This window comes from Acinetobacter sp. YH12227 (genome assembly GCF_013417785.1).
Classification (GTDB): Bacteria; Pseudomonadota; Gammaproteobacteria; order Pseudomonadales; family Moraxellaceae; genus Acinetobacter; species Acinetobacter gandensis.
This window is the reverse complement of the sequence record NZ_VPDH01000045.1, coordinates 1-15,047: the sequence shown is the minus strand read 5'-3', so window position 1 is coordinate 15,047 and position 15,047 is coordinate 1. Positions and strand designations below refer to the sequence as shown.

At 40.7% G+C, this 15,047-nt stretch carries 6 protein-coding genes and 2 pseudogenes; 6 read left to right on the top strand and 2 right to left on the bottom strand.

What is annotated here, in order from left to right; translation table 11 throughout:
* The first annotated feature begins 46 nt into the window (after window positions 1-46).
* The 4 genes from pglX (at window position 47) to FTV09_RS11070 (ending at window position 13,111) form a co-directional block, all read left to right on the top strand.
* The gene (gene pglX, locus FTV09_RS11085; protein WP_180058342.1) at window positions 47-3,580 is read left to right on the top strand and encodes a BREX-1 system adenine-specific DNA-methyltransferase PglX; all 3,534 of its coding nucleotides are present in this window, start codon (window positions 47-49) and stop codon (window positions 3,578-3,580) included.
* A gap of 43 nt (window positions 3,581-3,623) precedes the next feature.
* A complete protein-coding gene (pglZ, locus tag FTV09_RS11080) occupies window positions 3,624-6,248 on the top strand; it encodes a BREX-1 system phosphatase PglZ type A (protein WP_180058341.1) in 2,625 nt (874 codons plus the stop codon).
* A gap of 29 nt (window positions 6,249-6,277) precedes the next feature.
* Window positions 6,278-8,317, top strand: a complete 2,040-nt coding sequence (gene brxL / locus FTV09_RS11075) for a protease Lon-related BREX system protein BrxL (RefSeq protein WP_180058340.1) — start codon at window positions 6,278-6,280, stop codon at window positions 8,315-8,317.
* A gap of 63 nt (window positions 8,318-8,380) precedes the next feature.
* Window positions 8,381-13,111, top strand: coding sequence for an AAA domain-containing protein (locus FTV09_RS11070; protein WP_180058339.1), 4,731 nt, complete (start codon window positions 8,381-8,383; stop codon window positions 13,109-13,111).
* A gap of 199 nt (window positions 13,112-13,310) precedes the next feature.
* Here FTV09_RS11070 and FTV09_RS11065 read toward each other — a convergent pair.
* Window positions 13,311-13,453: pseudogene (locus tag FTV09_RS11065) on the bottom strand (IS5/IS1182 family transposase); the annotation flags it as partial.
* 165 nt (window positions 13,454-13,618) lie between these two features.
* On the opposite strand from FTV09_RS11065, the gene FTV09_RS11060 reads away from it, so the two are divergent.
* Window positions 13,619-13,909, top strand: coding sequence for a type II toxin-antitoxin system HigB family toxin (locus tag FTV09_RS11060; RefSeq protein WP_035268404.1), 291 nt, complete (start codon window positions 13,619-13,621; stop codon window positions 13,907-13,909).
* 1 nt (window position 13,910) lies between these two features.
* Window positions 13,911-14,312: a type II toxin-antitoxin system HigA family antitoxin gene (locus FTV09_RS11055; RefSeq protein ID WP_035268402.1), complete on the top strand. Its 402-nt coding sequence runs from the start codon at window positions 13,911-13,913 to the stop codon at window positions 14,310-14,312.
* A gap of 127 nt (window positions 14,313-14,439) precedes the next feature.
* On the opposite strand, the pseudogene FTV09_RS11050 reads toward FTV09_RS11055, so the two are convergent.
* A pseudogene (locus FTV09_RS11050) lies at window positions 14,440-14,925 on the bottom strand (IS3 family transposase); the annotation flags it as partial.
* Window positions 14,926-15,047 lie beyond the last annotated feature (122 nt).

The following is a 15,047-nucleotide window of genomic DNA, read 5'->3' as shown; positions in this document are numbered from 1 at the left end:
AGCTTAGCGATCTATACGGCATCAGCAATCAATTGAAGGTTTTTAAATGAATACCAGTAATATTAAAAAATACGCACCGCAAGCACGCAATGATTTTATCGCAGCGATGCGCAAGCAGGCGGCCAAATATGGCATCACCGCAGACCGCATTTTACCGGCAGAACAGAAAGGCGACTTGCTGCTGATTGGCGATCAGGTTTTTCCGCTATCCGTCATGAAACCACGTGACAAGCTGATCAAACGCATTCAAACCAGCAGTTTTGAGCAGACGATTGATTATATCGCTTATAGCTGGTTTAACCGTCTCTGTGCGATTCGTTACATGGAGTGCAAAGGCTTACTGGATCATGGTCGCCGTGTACTCAGTAGTGCCGATGGTAGTGCAGGCTTGCCACAGATTTTGGAAGAATGTCTGGATATTGACCTACCGGGTTTAGATGCAAGCCGTGTGGCTGAACTCAAACTGGATGGCAATAAAGACGAAGAACTGTATCGGGAGCTATTACTGGCGCAGTGTCATGCGTTGAATCAGGTGATGCCACTCTTGTTTGAACAGGTTTCTGATGAGTCTGAACTACTGTTACCGGATAATCTTACCAAAACCGACTCTTTGATACGTGATTTAGTGACCAGTATTCCGGAAGAAGACTGGTCGGATGTACAGATTATTGGCTGGCTGTATCAGTTCTATATTTCTGAAAAGAAAGATCAGGTGATTGGTAAAGTCGTCAAGAGTGAAGATATTCCTGCCGCGACACAACTCTTCACCCCAAACTGGATTGTGAAGTATTTGGTGCAAAACAGTGTTGGTCGTCTATGGATGATGGCACAGCCAGAAAGTATGCTTGCCAGTGGGTGGGAATACTATATTCAGCCGGCTGAGCAAAGCGATGAAGTCAATGCACAGTTAAAACAGCTGATTGATGTACGGATCAGTGAAGATGGCGATAGCTTAAACCCTGAAAGCATTACGGTACTGGATCCGGCCTGTGGTTCGGGGCATATTCTGGTGGAAGCTTATGATTGCCTCAAAGCGATTTATTTAGAACGTGGTTACCGTAGCCGTGATATTCCACGTTTGATTCTGGAAAAGAACTTGTACGGGATTGATATTGATACCCGTGCAGCACAGCTCTCTAGCTTTGCACTATTAATGAAAGCGCGTGAAGATGACCGCCGTTTATTTAGTAATCCACCGAAGCTGAATATTATTGCACTGCAAGATAGTCAGCCAGAACGTTTGGATGCATTCAGTCAGGACTTGGCAAACACTGGTATTGCGCAGGCGGATTTAAAAGAACTGCTGGAATTATTTGAACACTCTTCAACCTTTGGTTCTTTGATTCAGGTACCAGCAACATTCTCTCAAAAGCTACCTGAATTAGAAAGTAAGCTAAACACAGCTTTAGAATCAGGGGATATTTTTGCGCAGCAGTCAGCGCAGGAGCTATTACCTTTAGCCCAACAGGCTAAATTACTGGCTAAACAATATGATGCTGTAATTGCCAACCCGCCATATATGGGGGGGAATGGCATGAATATAGTTTTAAAAGATTTTGCCAAAAAGAAATTCCCTGACAGTAAGTCGGACCTGTTTGCCATGTTTGTTGAGCGTGGTTTTGCATGGTGTAAAGACAGTGGCTTTAATAGTATGGTTACCATGCAAAGTTGGATGTTCTTATCATCGTACGAAGTGATGCGTAAAAAGTTAATTTCTAACCACTCTCTCGTAAGTCTGATCCAATTGCCTTATGATGGTAAAGGTCCGACAGCAATGGGTATTAACTTTGGTATCTCAATTAGTATTTTACAAAAATACAAAATAGATAATTTGATCGGTGATTTTGACTGTTTTAGATATTTCGAATTAGACGAAGAAGGAGTTCCTCAAAAATTCCCTAGTTTAAATGAACGTAATGTACAGACTAAATCAGATGAGTTTAAGAAAATACCGGGTAGTCCTATTGCTTATTGGTTATCAAATAATTCATTTAAAATTTTTGAAAAATCGGAAACGATTCAAAATGTAGCTGAACCTCGGCAAGGAATGGCAACTTCAGATGTAAACAGATTTATAAGATTTTGGTATGAGATAAGCTATAAAAATATTAAATTGGATAGTAATGATAATAATGAGGCTAAAAAATCATTATGTAAATGGTTCCCCCATAATAAAGGTGGTGAATTCCGGAGATGGTACGGAAATAACCTACATGTTGTGAATTGGTACAATGGTGGTGAAGAAATTCTAGGATATGCTGCTCAGTTATATGGTAGCCCTACCAGAACAATTAAGAATATCTCTTTTTATTTTCAACCAAGCGTTAGTTGGTCACTAATTGGTTCTGGAATTTTTAGTGCTAGAATAAATGGAAAAGGTTTCACCTTTGATGTTGCAGGGCCTTCAGCATTCCCTAGACAAGAAAATTTAAATTTTGTTGCTGGTTTTCTAAACTCTAATGTGGCTTTTCACTTTATTAAGGTCTTAAATCCAACATTGAATTTTAACTCAGGCGATATTGCAAGATTGCCTTTTATAGATGAAATTCCAAAAGAAAAATCATCAGTTGTACAATCATTGAAAATGATTGCTAAAGAGGATTGGGACTCTTACGAAACATCATGGGACTTTACTGAAAACCCAATTATTCGTACTCAACAGTCAAATCTAGAACAAGCGTTTAATACATGGCAGCAACAAAATGCTGACGCTGTGGCTGAAATGAAACGTCTGGAAGAAGAAAACAACAAGCTGTTTATCGATGCTTATGGTTTACAGGATGAATTAACGCCAGATGTTCCTGATGAGCAAATTACTTTAACCCGTGCCGACCGTGAAAAAGACAGCCAGCGTTTAGTCTCTTACGCCGTTGGTTGCATGATGGGGCGTTATAGCCTAGATGAATCAGGTCTGATTTATGCCCATGCAGGCAATCAAGACTTTGATGCCAGCCGTTATAAAAAATTCCCTGCCGATGCTGACGGTATTATTCCACTGACAGAAATGCACTGGTTTGAAGATGACGCAACACATCGTATCCAAGAGTTCTTAACTGCGGTTTGGGGTAAAGACAAATTAGACGCTAATATGCTGTGGTTGGCAGAAAGTTTGGATAAAAAAGCCAGTGAAACCGCGGAAGATACAATCCGTCGTTATCTTGCTAGTAAATTCTATAAAGACCACATGCAAACCTATAAAAAGCGTCCGATCTACTGGTTATTTAGCAGTGGTAAACAGGGTGCTTTCCAAGCCCTTGTCTATTTACACCGCTATAACGAAAGTACTTTGGCACGTATGCGTACTGAATACGTCATGCCACTGATTTCTAAAATGGTAGCGATGGTGAACTCTTTGCAAAGTGAAATAGAAAACAGTGATTCTGCTGCTGAAATCAAACGTAAAGAGAAAGAACTGCAAAACTTGCACAAGCAACAGGCCGAACTCAGTAGCTTTGAGGAAAAACTGCGTCACTATGCTGATCAGCGTATTTCGCTGGATCTAGATGATGGGGTGAAAGTGAACTACGGTAAGTTTGGGGACTTGTTGGCTGAAGTTAAAGCAGTGACGGGGGAGAAGTGATGAATAGCTTTTCTTCCACACTAGATCATGCAGAGGTGGTTGCATGAACTTAAGTCAACTACAGCAAGGCCTGGAACAAGCCTTTTATACTGAACAGCACCGAATTGTCTTTTGGTACGATGCAGAGCATTCATTTACTGAAGAAATCAAAGCCCTAAAGCTAAATGATGTCCAGATTTTGAATATGGCTGAAGAGTCGAGTTTGGCGATCAAGCTTAAACTGGAACTTGAGGATCAGCAGGGTAAATACTTGCTGTATTTCCCCAGTGCTGAGCCTGAAACCGAAAAAGACTGGTTACTGGACATCAAGCTGTATTCACGTATCTTTTATGCCGATCGTTTCTCAATTATCTTCAATGAGCTGGGTTTACAGCAGCAGAGTCTAAGAGAACATCTGGCCAAACGTGAAGAATTCCTCAAAGCCAAAGCCCGTCTGAGTACATTGAAACGCTATATCCAGCCTGATGCAGATGCACAGGATCTGGATATGGCCATGATTGCGGCTGTGGTCAAGGCTGACAGTGCCGAACTTATGCATATCGTTCTGGCACTGGCAGATGAAATGGTACAGCAGAATCTGAGTCTGGAAGTAAATCCAGACTCCTTTGCTGAACTGGAAAAGTTCCAACTGGTGCCAGCTTTAGTCACAGCAGTACAGGCGGAAATTGGTTATCCAGCATCGGTTGAAGAATTGAATGGGGAAGCGCCATTCAAGCTCGGTACGTTCTTTATCCGTTTGATGACTACAGGTTTCTGTGAAAGCCTGGGCGATATACCGCTATGGGCTCAGGAACTGGTGATGTCATCCGTCAGCTCCCGTGCAACAGCTAGAGCCTTTTTGTCGCGCTGGAGAGACAGTTCCAAATACTACCCAACCTTCGATACACTCTCCCAGACCGTGGCCAATGCACTGCGGATCCAAGAAAAGGTCGGGGCTTTTGATCTGGAGCAGCTACTCGATGTCATGACCTTTGAAGTGATTGAACAGAAAATCATTGTCGATCTGGCCAGTCATCTCCCTGCAGCAGCAAAAGCTGAACTGGAACGTTTCAGAACGATTATTTCTACCCGTCTGGACGGCTACTGGGCTTCCAAACATAAGGATGATGCGACACGCCGTCGATATCGTACCGTCTATACGGCTTTACAGGCAGCCATTGACCTGTTCAGCCTGCGACTGCAGTTTGATGCCGGTTTCTATTTCGATTCCAGCGAAGCATTGTATAAAGCCTATGAGCAGGAGCTGTATCGCTTTGATATGGCCTATCGCCATTACAGCGCAGCCTCTCAATGTGCCCATGTGGATATCCTAAAAAAACTTGATGAAGAAGTCGAAAATTGCTATTCCTACTGGTTTATCGATCACCTGGCACGGAACTGGGGAGAACGGATTGAAGCAGAGCGACGGTTGGATGTCTGGAAAATGGCAGATATCCCAAATCAGCAGAACTTCTACGATACCCACGTCAGACCCTTACTCAATTCTGCAACGAAACGCCGTATTGTGGTAATTATCAGTGATGCTTTCCGTTATGAAGCTGCGGTAGAGTTGCGTGATCGTATCAATGAAAAGCGTTATTCTGAAGCGACCTTGTCTTCACAGCTGGGTGTTGTCCCAAGTTACACCACACTTGGCATGGCCTCGTTGTTGCCGCATCAGACTTTGGAATACAAAGATGCCGCAGGGGATGATGTTTTAGTAGATGGACAGTCCAGCAAAGGGACTGCAGCACGATCCAAAATTCTGGCTGCCTATAATGGATTGGCAGTAACCGCTGAAATGGTAAAAGGCTGGTCGCGTGATGAAGGCCGTGAAGCGCTGAAAGACTATGAGCTGATTTACGTTTATCACAACGTGATTGATGCACGCGGTGACAGCGCCTCGACAGAATCAGAAACCTTTATGGCGGTAGAACATGCCATTGAAGAGCTGACGGAACTCAGCCGCAAAATCTTAATGCACTTCAATATTTCCACCCTGTTGATTACAGCCGACCATGGCTTCCTGTTCCAGCAAAGTAAACTAGAATCTGCGGATCGTTCAAGCTTGACTGAAAAACCGACCAATACATTGAAGAGCAAAAAACGCTATGTGATTGGGCATGGTTTACCAGAGAGCAAGGAAGCATGGAAAGGCTCAACCCAAGCTACGGCAGGCACACTATCTGCGACTGATTTCTGGATTCCAAAAGGGGCGAACCGTTTCCATTTTGTAGGAGGCTCACGTTTTGTGCATGGCGGCATCATGCCTCAGGAAATTGTGGTGCCGGTACTGACTGTAAAACAGCTACGTGGTGAAAAGGCTGGACAGCGGACCAAGCGTAAAGTTGAGGTCATTTCTACCAAATCCACGCTGAAGATGGTCAATAACATCCAGAAGTTTGATTTGATGCAAACTGAAGCTGTCAGTGAGCTTGTCATGCCAGTGACTTTATCGATTGCCATTTATGATGGGGATCTTAAAGTTTCCAGTGAAGAAACTTTGACTTTTGATAGCACTACCGATTCTGTTGCCGATCGGGTCAAACAGGTCAGACTGTCATTGTCTGGCACTGATTTTGACCGTAAGAAAGATTACTTCCTGGTACTGAAGGACAAAGACCTGAATATCGAGATGCAACGCTATAAGGTCACCATTGATTTGGCATTTACCGATGACTTCTTCTAATAACGAATTAACGATAGAGCGTAGCCTACATGGAATCTGCTAACGATAAAGAACTGGATCAGCTGCTGAATGAACACTTTGCTGGGCGGGTGGTACGTAAGGATCTGACTAAACTGATCAAAGAAGGGGCCAATGTCCCGGTCTATGTACTCGAATACCTGCTGGGAATGTACTGTGCCTCGGATGATCCAGAGATCATTGAGCAGGGACTACGTAACGTAAAGACGGTTCTAGCAGAGAACTATGTACGACCTGATGAAGCTGAGAAGGTGAAATCCCTGGTTCGTGAACGGGGCAGTTATAAGGTCATTGATCGGGTGACCGTAAAGCTGAATGAGCGTAAGGACAAATACGAAGCATCATTTAGTAATCTGGGCATCAAAGATGCCGAAATCTCAGCAGGCATCGTCAAAGAGTATGAAAAATTACTTGTTGGTGGTATCTGGGTCATTGCTACGCTCAGTTATTATTTTGAAGAAGGACAAACCAATTCTCCATTTGGGGTGAGCTTACTCAAGCCGATTCAAATGCCGAATATGAATATGGATGAACTCTTCAGTGGCAGAGCAGCATTAAGCACTGATCAGTGGCGCGAGAGTTTAATTCGTTCGATCGGCATGGAACCGGCTTCGCTAAAAGAGGACGTGCAATGGCACCTATTAGCGCGTATGGTTCCGTTCGTTGAAAATAACTATAACGTCTGTGAACTGGGACCACGCGGTACCGGGAAAAGCCATATTTACAAAGAGTGTTCACCGAATAGTATTTTAGTCTCTGGTGGGCAAACCACCGTGGCCAACCTGTTCTATAACATGAGTAGCCGCCGTATTGGTCTGGTTGGTCTTTGGGATGTGGTGGCCTTTGATGAAGTTGCCGGTATTTCCTTTAAGGACAAAGATGGCGTACAGATCATGAAAGACTACATGGCCTCAGGATCTTTTGCGCGTGGCCGGGAACAGATGGAAGCCTCTGCTTCGATGGTTTTTGTGGGTAACATTAACCAAAGCGTTGAATCTCTGGTTAAAACCAGCCATCTCTTGGCGCCGTTCCCTGAAGCAATGATCGATTCGGCATTCTTCGATCGTTTTCATGCCTATATCCCAGGTTGGGAAATTCCAAAAATGCGTCCGGAGTTCTTCACCAACCGTTATGGTCTAATCGTTGATTATCTAGCTGAATTCTTCAGGGAAATGCGTAAGCGTAGTTTTGTGGATGCCATTGAGAAGTACTTCAAACTCGGAAATAACTTGAATCAGCGTGATGTGATTGCCGTTCGCAAGACGGTTTCTGGATTGATGAAGTTGCTCTACCCACACGGTCAGTTTAATAAAGAAGATGTACGCCAGTGTCTGGAATATGCGCTGCAGGTACGCCGTCGGGTCAAAGAGCAGCTGAAGAAAATTGGTGGCATGGAATTCTATGATGTTCATTTCAGCTACATTGATAATGAGACGCTCGAAGAACATTTTGTCTCAGTCAAAGAGCAGGGTGGTGGCGGACTGATTCCCGAAGGGCCAGCCAAGCCAGGTTTCTTATATACCATCGGGCTCAGTAATAAAGGCATGCCGGGGTTATACCGCTTAGAACTTCAAGTGACCAAAGGTTCAGGAAAATTGGCGACATCAGGCTTATGGAATTCAAGCAGTGCCAAAGAGCAGGTCAAAATTGCTTTTGATTACTTCAAGGCCAATGCATCCAGAATATCGGGTGGCAGTAAGGTGCTGGAACATGACTTCCACTTACATGTGGTTGAATTACAGAATACCGGGCCGCTCAGCCATCTTGCCTTACCAAGTTTAGTGGCTTTCGCATCTGGCCTATTAGGACGTCCAATACAAAGTCAGATGGTGGTACTGGGTGATATGAGCTTGGGTGGTTCTGTGACACCGGTGGAGAGTATTGCCGAATGTCTGCAAGTTGCTTTTGATGCGGGTGCCAAGAAGGTTGCTTTGCCAATGAGTAGTGCGGCAGATATCCCAACGATTCCTGTGGAACTGTTTACCAAGTTCCAGACCAGCTTCTATGCAGATCCGGTAGATGCTGTGTTTAAAGGGCTAGGGGTGGATTGAGTTGATTCTGTATAAATCAGTTAAAGAGAAAAGCTTTTGAAATGATTAGGAAATATGAATCACATGAAGGATTTAATAACAGCTATTTTGGTTAAACAGCCCAAACTTACTGCTAGAGAAATTGCCAAAACTCTTGGTATTGAAAAGAAAGAAGTGAATGCTTTTTTATATCAAAATCAAGATATATTTTCACAAGATGAAGCCTTTTGCTGGTCTTTAGCTATAATTCCGTCAGTTAAAAAATTAGAAAGACCAATGATGAACTCTGAACTTGAATTAAATGATATTGTTAAAAATAAACTGATTCAATTGTTGGATTATGTATCTCATCAAGCTGAGGATACTCAAAAAATTCAATATGAAATGAGTGGTAATAGATTTTATTCTCATGATCTAGAAAAACTTCGTGGCTTAAAAATTCTGAATGATGACGATTGGTGGTTCCAAATTGAACGATTACAGCTTCAATCGATGCCGAAACCATCTGAAATACTCTCTTCCTACATTCATGTAGATGCCGAAAAAGAACCCACTGTTAATTTTTCTAGTTTAAATAAGATTGTATCTTTCAAAAAAGTTCATCAATTCCGCTTGCCCTACAGTAGCGTGGCATGTGATTTGATTACTAAAATTGACATACTTCAGGAGCTGTTCAAAGAATTCGAAAGCTATCAAAATATTTGGGAAGATTGGAAACAAAATAACGATGAGATTAAAAAATCTATTGCTGTTTACGACAAATTATTCTCATGGAATACAGCGATTAATTTAGGTGGAACAGGTGATGGTGAAGAAATTGTTGCAGGCTTTGGCTTAGTTGACTGGGTACTTCCAACGACTCAAAAATCTTATTCATATCCTCTTATGACTATCCCGTTAGAAATGGAGATAGAAAAAAATGGATTAATACGTGTAGGTGCCAAAGATACACGTGCCAATATAGAAATGGATGCCATCTTATTAGAGGATGATCTGCCTACTTCAGGACAAGTAAAATTAGCTTTAAAAGAAAACTTAAATAATGGTCGCTCATTACGCCTATTTGAAGGCGAAACTTACTCTGATCTAGTTGATGCCTTCGTCGCGAATATTTTTTCAAAAGGAGCAATTGTTGAGGTAGAAAATAGGGCTATACCATCTAAAAGTCTAGCGGTGACATTAACATCAGTATTGTTTAGTCGTCCTAAAAGGAATTCTATTTTAAGTGATGACATTGAGTTATTAAAAACTAAACTTAATGACCCTTCAGTGGCTATACCTGAACAACCTTTATCGTTAGTGACAGAATTAAAAAGCGATATTAATCAAAAAGAGACTTATAGTTTTAGGGGGCGTTCTGGTACTGAAGGATTCGGATCAAAAGTTGAAGAGCTTTATTTCCCGCTGCCTTATAACAAAGAACAAATTACTATTGTCCAGAATCTGCTAACCAGCAGTGGTGTAGTAGTGCAAGGTCCACCAGGTACAGGTAAAACACATAGTATTGCCAATATTATCTGCCACTATTTGGCGAATGGTAAAAAAGTACTGGTAACTGCACAGCAGTCACATGTCCTTAAAACAGTACATGAAAAGATTCCTGATGAATTAAAGCCTTTAGTAGTCAGTCGCATTGGTTCAAGCAAAGAAAGTAAAAATCAGCTTGAATCTTCAATCGATTTGATTGTGCAAAAAATTACTCAAATGAATGTTGCAGAGGTTCGAAAAACGATCGAAGTTCTAAAACATCAAATAGATCATAACCATCATGAAATGGCTTTGATTGATCGAGAAATATATAACTTTGCAGAAAAGCATTATCAGAATATTGAGGTAGATGGTAATAAAAAATTACCTATGGATATCGTGAAAACGGTATTAGAAAGTAGGGCATCTTACGAGTGGTTTACCGACCAATTAACTTTGGAGGAAAAAGACCAGTTTCCTTTTTCCCAGATTGAGTTGATTCAATTGAGAGACTCAAGGAAGAAAATAGGTACAAACTTACCATACATAAATTATGGACCTCTGCCAGCTCCTGAAAAGTTGTTAGATTCCGCAAGTCTGAAGAAATTAAGTGAGTTCTTAAAAGAAAAAGATGAGATTGAGGAATTCTTAAAGCAAAATGACCTACATAATTTCAAGGAAACTATTTCTGAATCAGAAATTAATGAGCTAAGAGATTGGTTAAAGATTTATCTAGAAGATCTAAACTTTGTTCTTGATCATTCAGAACCATGGTTATTGAGCTATTTCAAGAAGATAAATGCAGAAGATAAGGCTATGGAACTTGATATCTATAGTAACCTTATTCAAGAAGTTCAGCCTTTATTGGAATACAGGAAAACGCTACTAATTGATCCCATAGAGCTGAATTTTGAGATACAACCAAACTCAAAAGAATATCAAGCTGTTCAACGTGCTGTTGATACAGGTAAGCCATTTAATTGGTATCATTTTGGTACTGCTGAATTACAAGACCTTTTTAAGTCGATTAAAGTTTCTGGAAAATATCCTGATACATCAGATGAATGGAAAAGACTTAAAGAATATCTTGATAGAAAGCAGACTCTTAATATCTTTATGAGCAAATGGAATAGTATTGCCGCACAATTAGACATTCCTTTAATTGAGTTAAATAATCGTAATATCGATGAAATATTAAAAGAGTTCACGCAGCTCATCAGTAGAACCCAAAAATGCCTAGATTTAAAAAATAAATATTTGGATCAATTTAATGCGAATTATTTAAAAGTTTTTAAGAGAGCTAAATCTTTTGATTTCTACGGATTACCTAAAAATATTGATGACTTGATTCAATTGTTAGGGCAGAAGTTAAAAATATTTAATTTAGAAGTCTATCAACAACAACTGGCTGATCAAATCCTTTATTTATCAGAGTTCGGTAATAAAATATCAAATCAGTTAAAAAAAATTGTATCTCAGATTGATTCCGATTCATTACATGAAAGTGAACTTGGCGAGTATGCTGATTTATTAAAAAAATTATCACATTTAAAAGATCTAACTGAAGATTTTGAAAGAGTTAAATCCGCCAGTATTAGATTGAGTAAAACAAATGCTTTGATTCTTAGTAAAGATATTCTGGAAGTTCCGTACGCTGAAGAAATTGAAGATCCTGTATTACCTAATACATTGCTAGAGGCTTGGGAATGGAAACGTCTTGAGATTTTTGTAATGGCCATCAGTAATACAAGTCAAATTGAAAATTTGTATGAGCGCCGTCGTATTCACGAGAAGAATCTATCTCAAAATTACGCTCAATTGGCAGCAAACAAGACATGGTTGGCATTAAAGGAAAATGCCTCAGACAAAATTTTAGTTGCATTACAGCGTTATAAAATTGCTGTACAACACTATGGAAAAGGGACAGGTAAGAATGCTCCACGTTATAGAAAAGATGCTCAAGTAGCCCTTAAAGAGGCAACAGCAGCTATTCCTTGCTGGGTCATGTCACATCTTCAGGTATCTGAATCTATGCCTGCTGAATTAGGCCTCTTTGACTTAGTGATTGTGGATGAGGCATCACAATCATCAATTGATGTATTACCTGTTTTAATGCGTGCTAAAAAATTATTAGTAGTGGGGGATAATAAACAAGTTTCTCCGAGTAATGTCGGTCTAGCAAGTGCTCAAATTGATGTATTAAGAAATCGTTATCTACATGGTCAGCCACATGCTGCATATTTAACACCAGATATGTCTTTATACGACATGGCTTCTTCTATCTATGAGTCAAGTGTGATGCTTCTAGAGCATTTCCGCTGTCATCCTGCGATCATTAGTTACAGCAATAAAAACTTTTATGGTAATCGTATTAAGCCAATGCGACTATCGAAGAAGTCTGAGCAGTTAAGCCCAGCTTTAGTCGCAATTTATACATCGCAGGGATATAGAGAATCTAAAAACAGCAAACATATTAATCGAATAGAAGCGAAAGCAATTATTGAGGAAATGAAGCTACTTTTTAAAGATGAACGATATACGAATAGATCAATTGGCGTGATCTCGTTGCTAGGTCCAGCACAGGCTGAGTTCATTCAATCAGAAGCTTTGAATGAGTTTGGCGCAGGAACTCTTACTCAGGTTCAATTTGCTTGTGGAGATGCTTCAGCATTTCAGGGTGCAGAAAGAGATATTATTTTCTTATCTATGGTAGCAGATCCTGAGAATTGTCATGCTTTGAGTCGATCTGATCATGAACAGAGATTTAACGTGGCTGCAAGCCGTGCTCGTGAAAGGATGTATCTTGTCCACTCCGTGAATCGTGATCATATATCTCCAAAAGATCTAAGGCTGAATTTACTCAATCATTTTTATGATTTGCAAGAAGATCAAAAAGCATCATTTGAAGCAAAATTAGACTTGTGTGAATCGGAGTTTGAGAAATCTGTATTTACGACACTTCATGAAATGGGTTACACAGTTACTCCACAGGTTAAAGTTGGAAGCTATCGAATCGATTTAGTCGTTGAGTCAGATGGTGATCAGCGTTTGGCTGTTGAATGTGATGGTGATAGCTATCATGGGCCAGAACAATGGCATGATGACATGACTCGTCAACGTGCTTTAGAACGCGCAGGATGGACATTCTGGAGATGCTTTGCATCGAGTTGGTCTATTGAACGTGAAAATATGATTATGTCATTAAAGGAAAAACTTGATGCAATGGGTATAAAACCTACACATGGAATGAGTAGCTTAACTCAAGATGTAGAACACAAAGTGTGGGTAGATGCCGAATCTGAAATGAGTGCGGAAAGTGACATCGAGAAAGATTTGTTAATTCTTTAATTGTACTAGCTTGTATTTAAATGGATTCGCTAGCGGACACTTACGTAACTAAAGATTACAGTAGTAATCTTTAGTTCCTAACATTTTACTCGGGTAAAAATAGGTTAAACATTTTTATTGTCATCAACCTATATAAGAAACCAGTTTTGATTTCAACTTCCACCACTTTTAACTTCGGTTATTTATGGGAGGATTACCAGTAGGTTTGATTTCGCCCTTGCTTGCCTTTTGATGGAGCGTAGCAGGATCAAACCAAATGGCAATATTTCCGCGACTCATGAGTGCTCGATTATATGCGGGCCAATTGGTTGTGCGGTAGATTTTGTGTGTAGGCTTCTTCATTTGAAAATTATATCGCTGAAAAAGCCTTTACAGATAGGTTTGTGCAACAAAGCCTCTGATAATTAATAAAGCGCCATTTGGCGCTTTATTCATCCTGGCCCTTCAATATTGCAAAATGCGATAATTGGTTTATACTTGATTTATAGCAAAATGCGATAAAATGTTATGCATGTGATCACCCACGCTAGAATTATAGAAGCAATACAAAAGTGGCCACAGGCTGAAACGGCATTAGATGGTTGGTATCGAACCATAAAGGCAAACGATCCGAAAGATTTTGCTGAGATGAAACAGCTCTTTCCAGCTGTCGATAAAGTTGGAAAGTTCCATGTATTCGATATTGGCGGGAACAAGATCCGACTTATTGCCGTCGTGATGTATCAGGCAAAACGTGTGTATATTCGTCATGTCTTGTCCCATAAAGAATATGACAAAGGTCATTGGAAGGAAGGTTAGTATGAACGCGATGATTAAACAGGCCGTAGACCACTGGCACTACGTTGCACCATTGCTCAGCAAGCCAGAAAATGAAGACGACTTTCATACACTTGTTGAAGCTTTAGATGAACTTTTAGATACCGTTGGTGATGATGAGTCTAATCCTTTAATGGGGCTTATTCATCAGCTTGGTGATTTGGTTTCTGATTATGAAAATGAGCATCTTCCTATGCCTAAAGGGGATGGTCGTGCTGCTTTGGCTTTTTTGATGGAGCAACATGGTTTAGGTCAGTCTGACTTAGCAGAAGTTGCAACCCAATCTGTGATTTCTGAGATTTTAAGTGGTAAACGCCAACTGAATATTCGTCATATTAAGGCATTGTCTGAGCGGTTTAATGTATCGGCAGATACGTTTTTCTAAAAGATAGGGCACCGTGAGCCGCTCTATTAGTAATCAATTTGAATTTCTTGTTAGTCTTGATATTTCAATTTGGCTTTGTTGCACAAACTGAACCGTACCGGGTTTGTCGGAGACTTTTTTATTTAAGTTAGGCCACCTGACCTAACGGGTTAATCTTATCATAGTACATTGCTTCAAACTCAAAAGGCGATACATAACCCAGTGCACTGTGTACACGCTTTTTATTGAACCAATCTACCCAGTTTAGTGTCGCAAGTTGTACATCCGCTAAACCTTGCCAATCTGCTTGTAAATATTCAATCACCTCTGTTTTGTATAAGCCATTCACCGTTTCAGCCAGAGCATTATCGTATGAATCACCAGTTGTACCAACTGATGCTCGTAAATTTGCAGCTTCTAAACGATTGGTATAGCGAATAGAAAGATATTGAACACCTCTATCGGAATGATGAATCACATTCTTTGGCATGCCTCGATCGTGCAATGCTTGCTCCAATGCATCGAGTACCATATCTGTATTCATCCGTGTAGATACTTTCCATCCAACAATTGCTCGTGAGAACACATCAATAACAAATGCGGTATATACCCAGCCTGAATGAGTTTGAATATAGGGGTGAGTAGACCAAGGGAATTTCACCCTTAGCCCCTCGCAGAACCGGACATGAACCTCTCAGCTCATCCGGCTCCCATTATCCAACCGATGGTAAACATCCCATTTTCCAGTGCACAAAG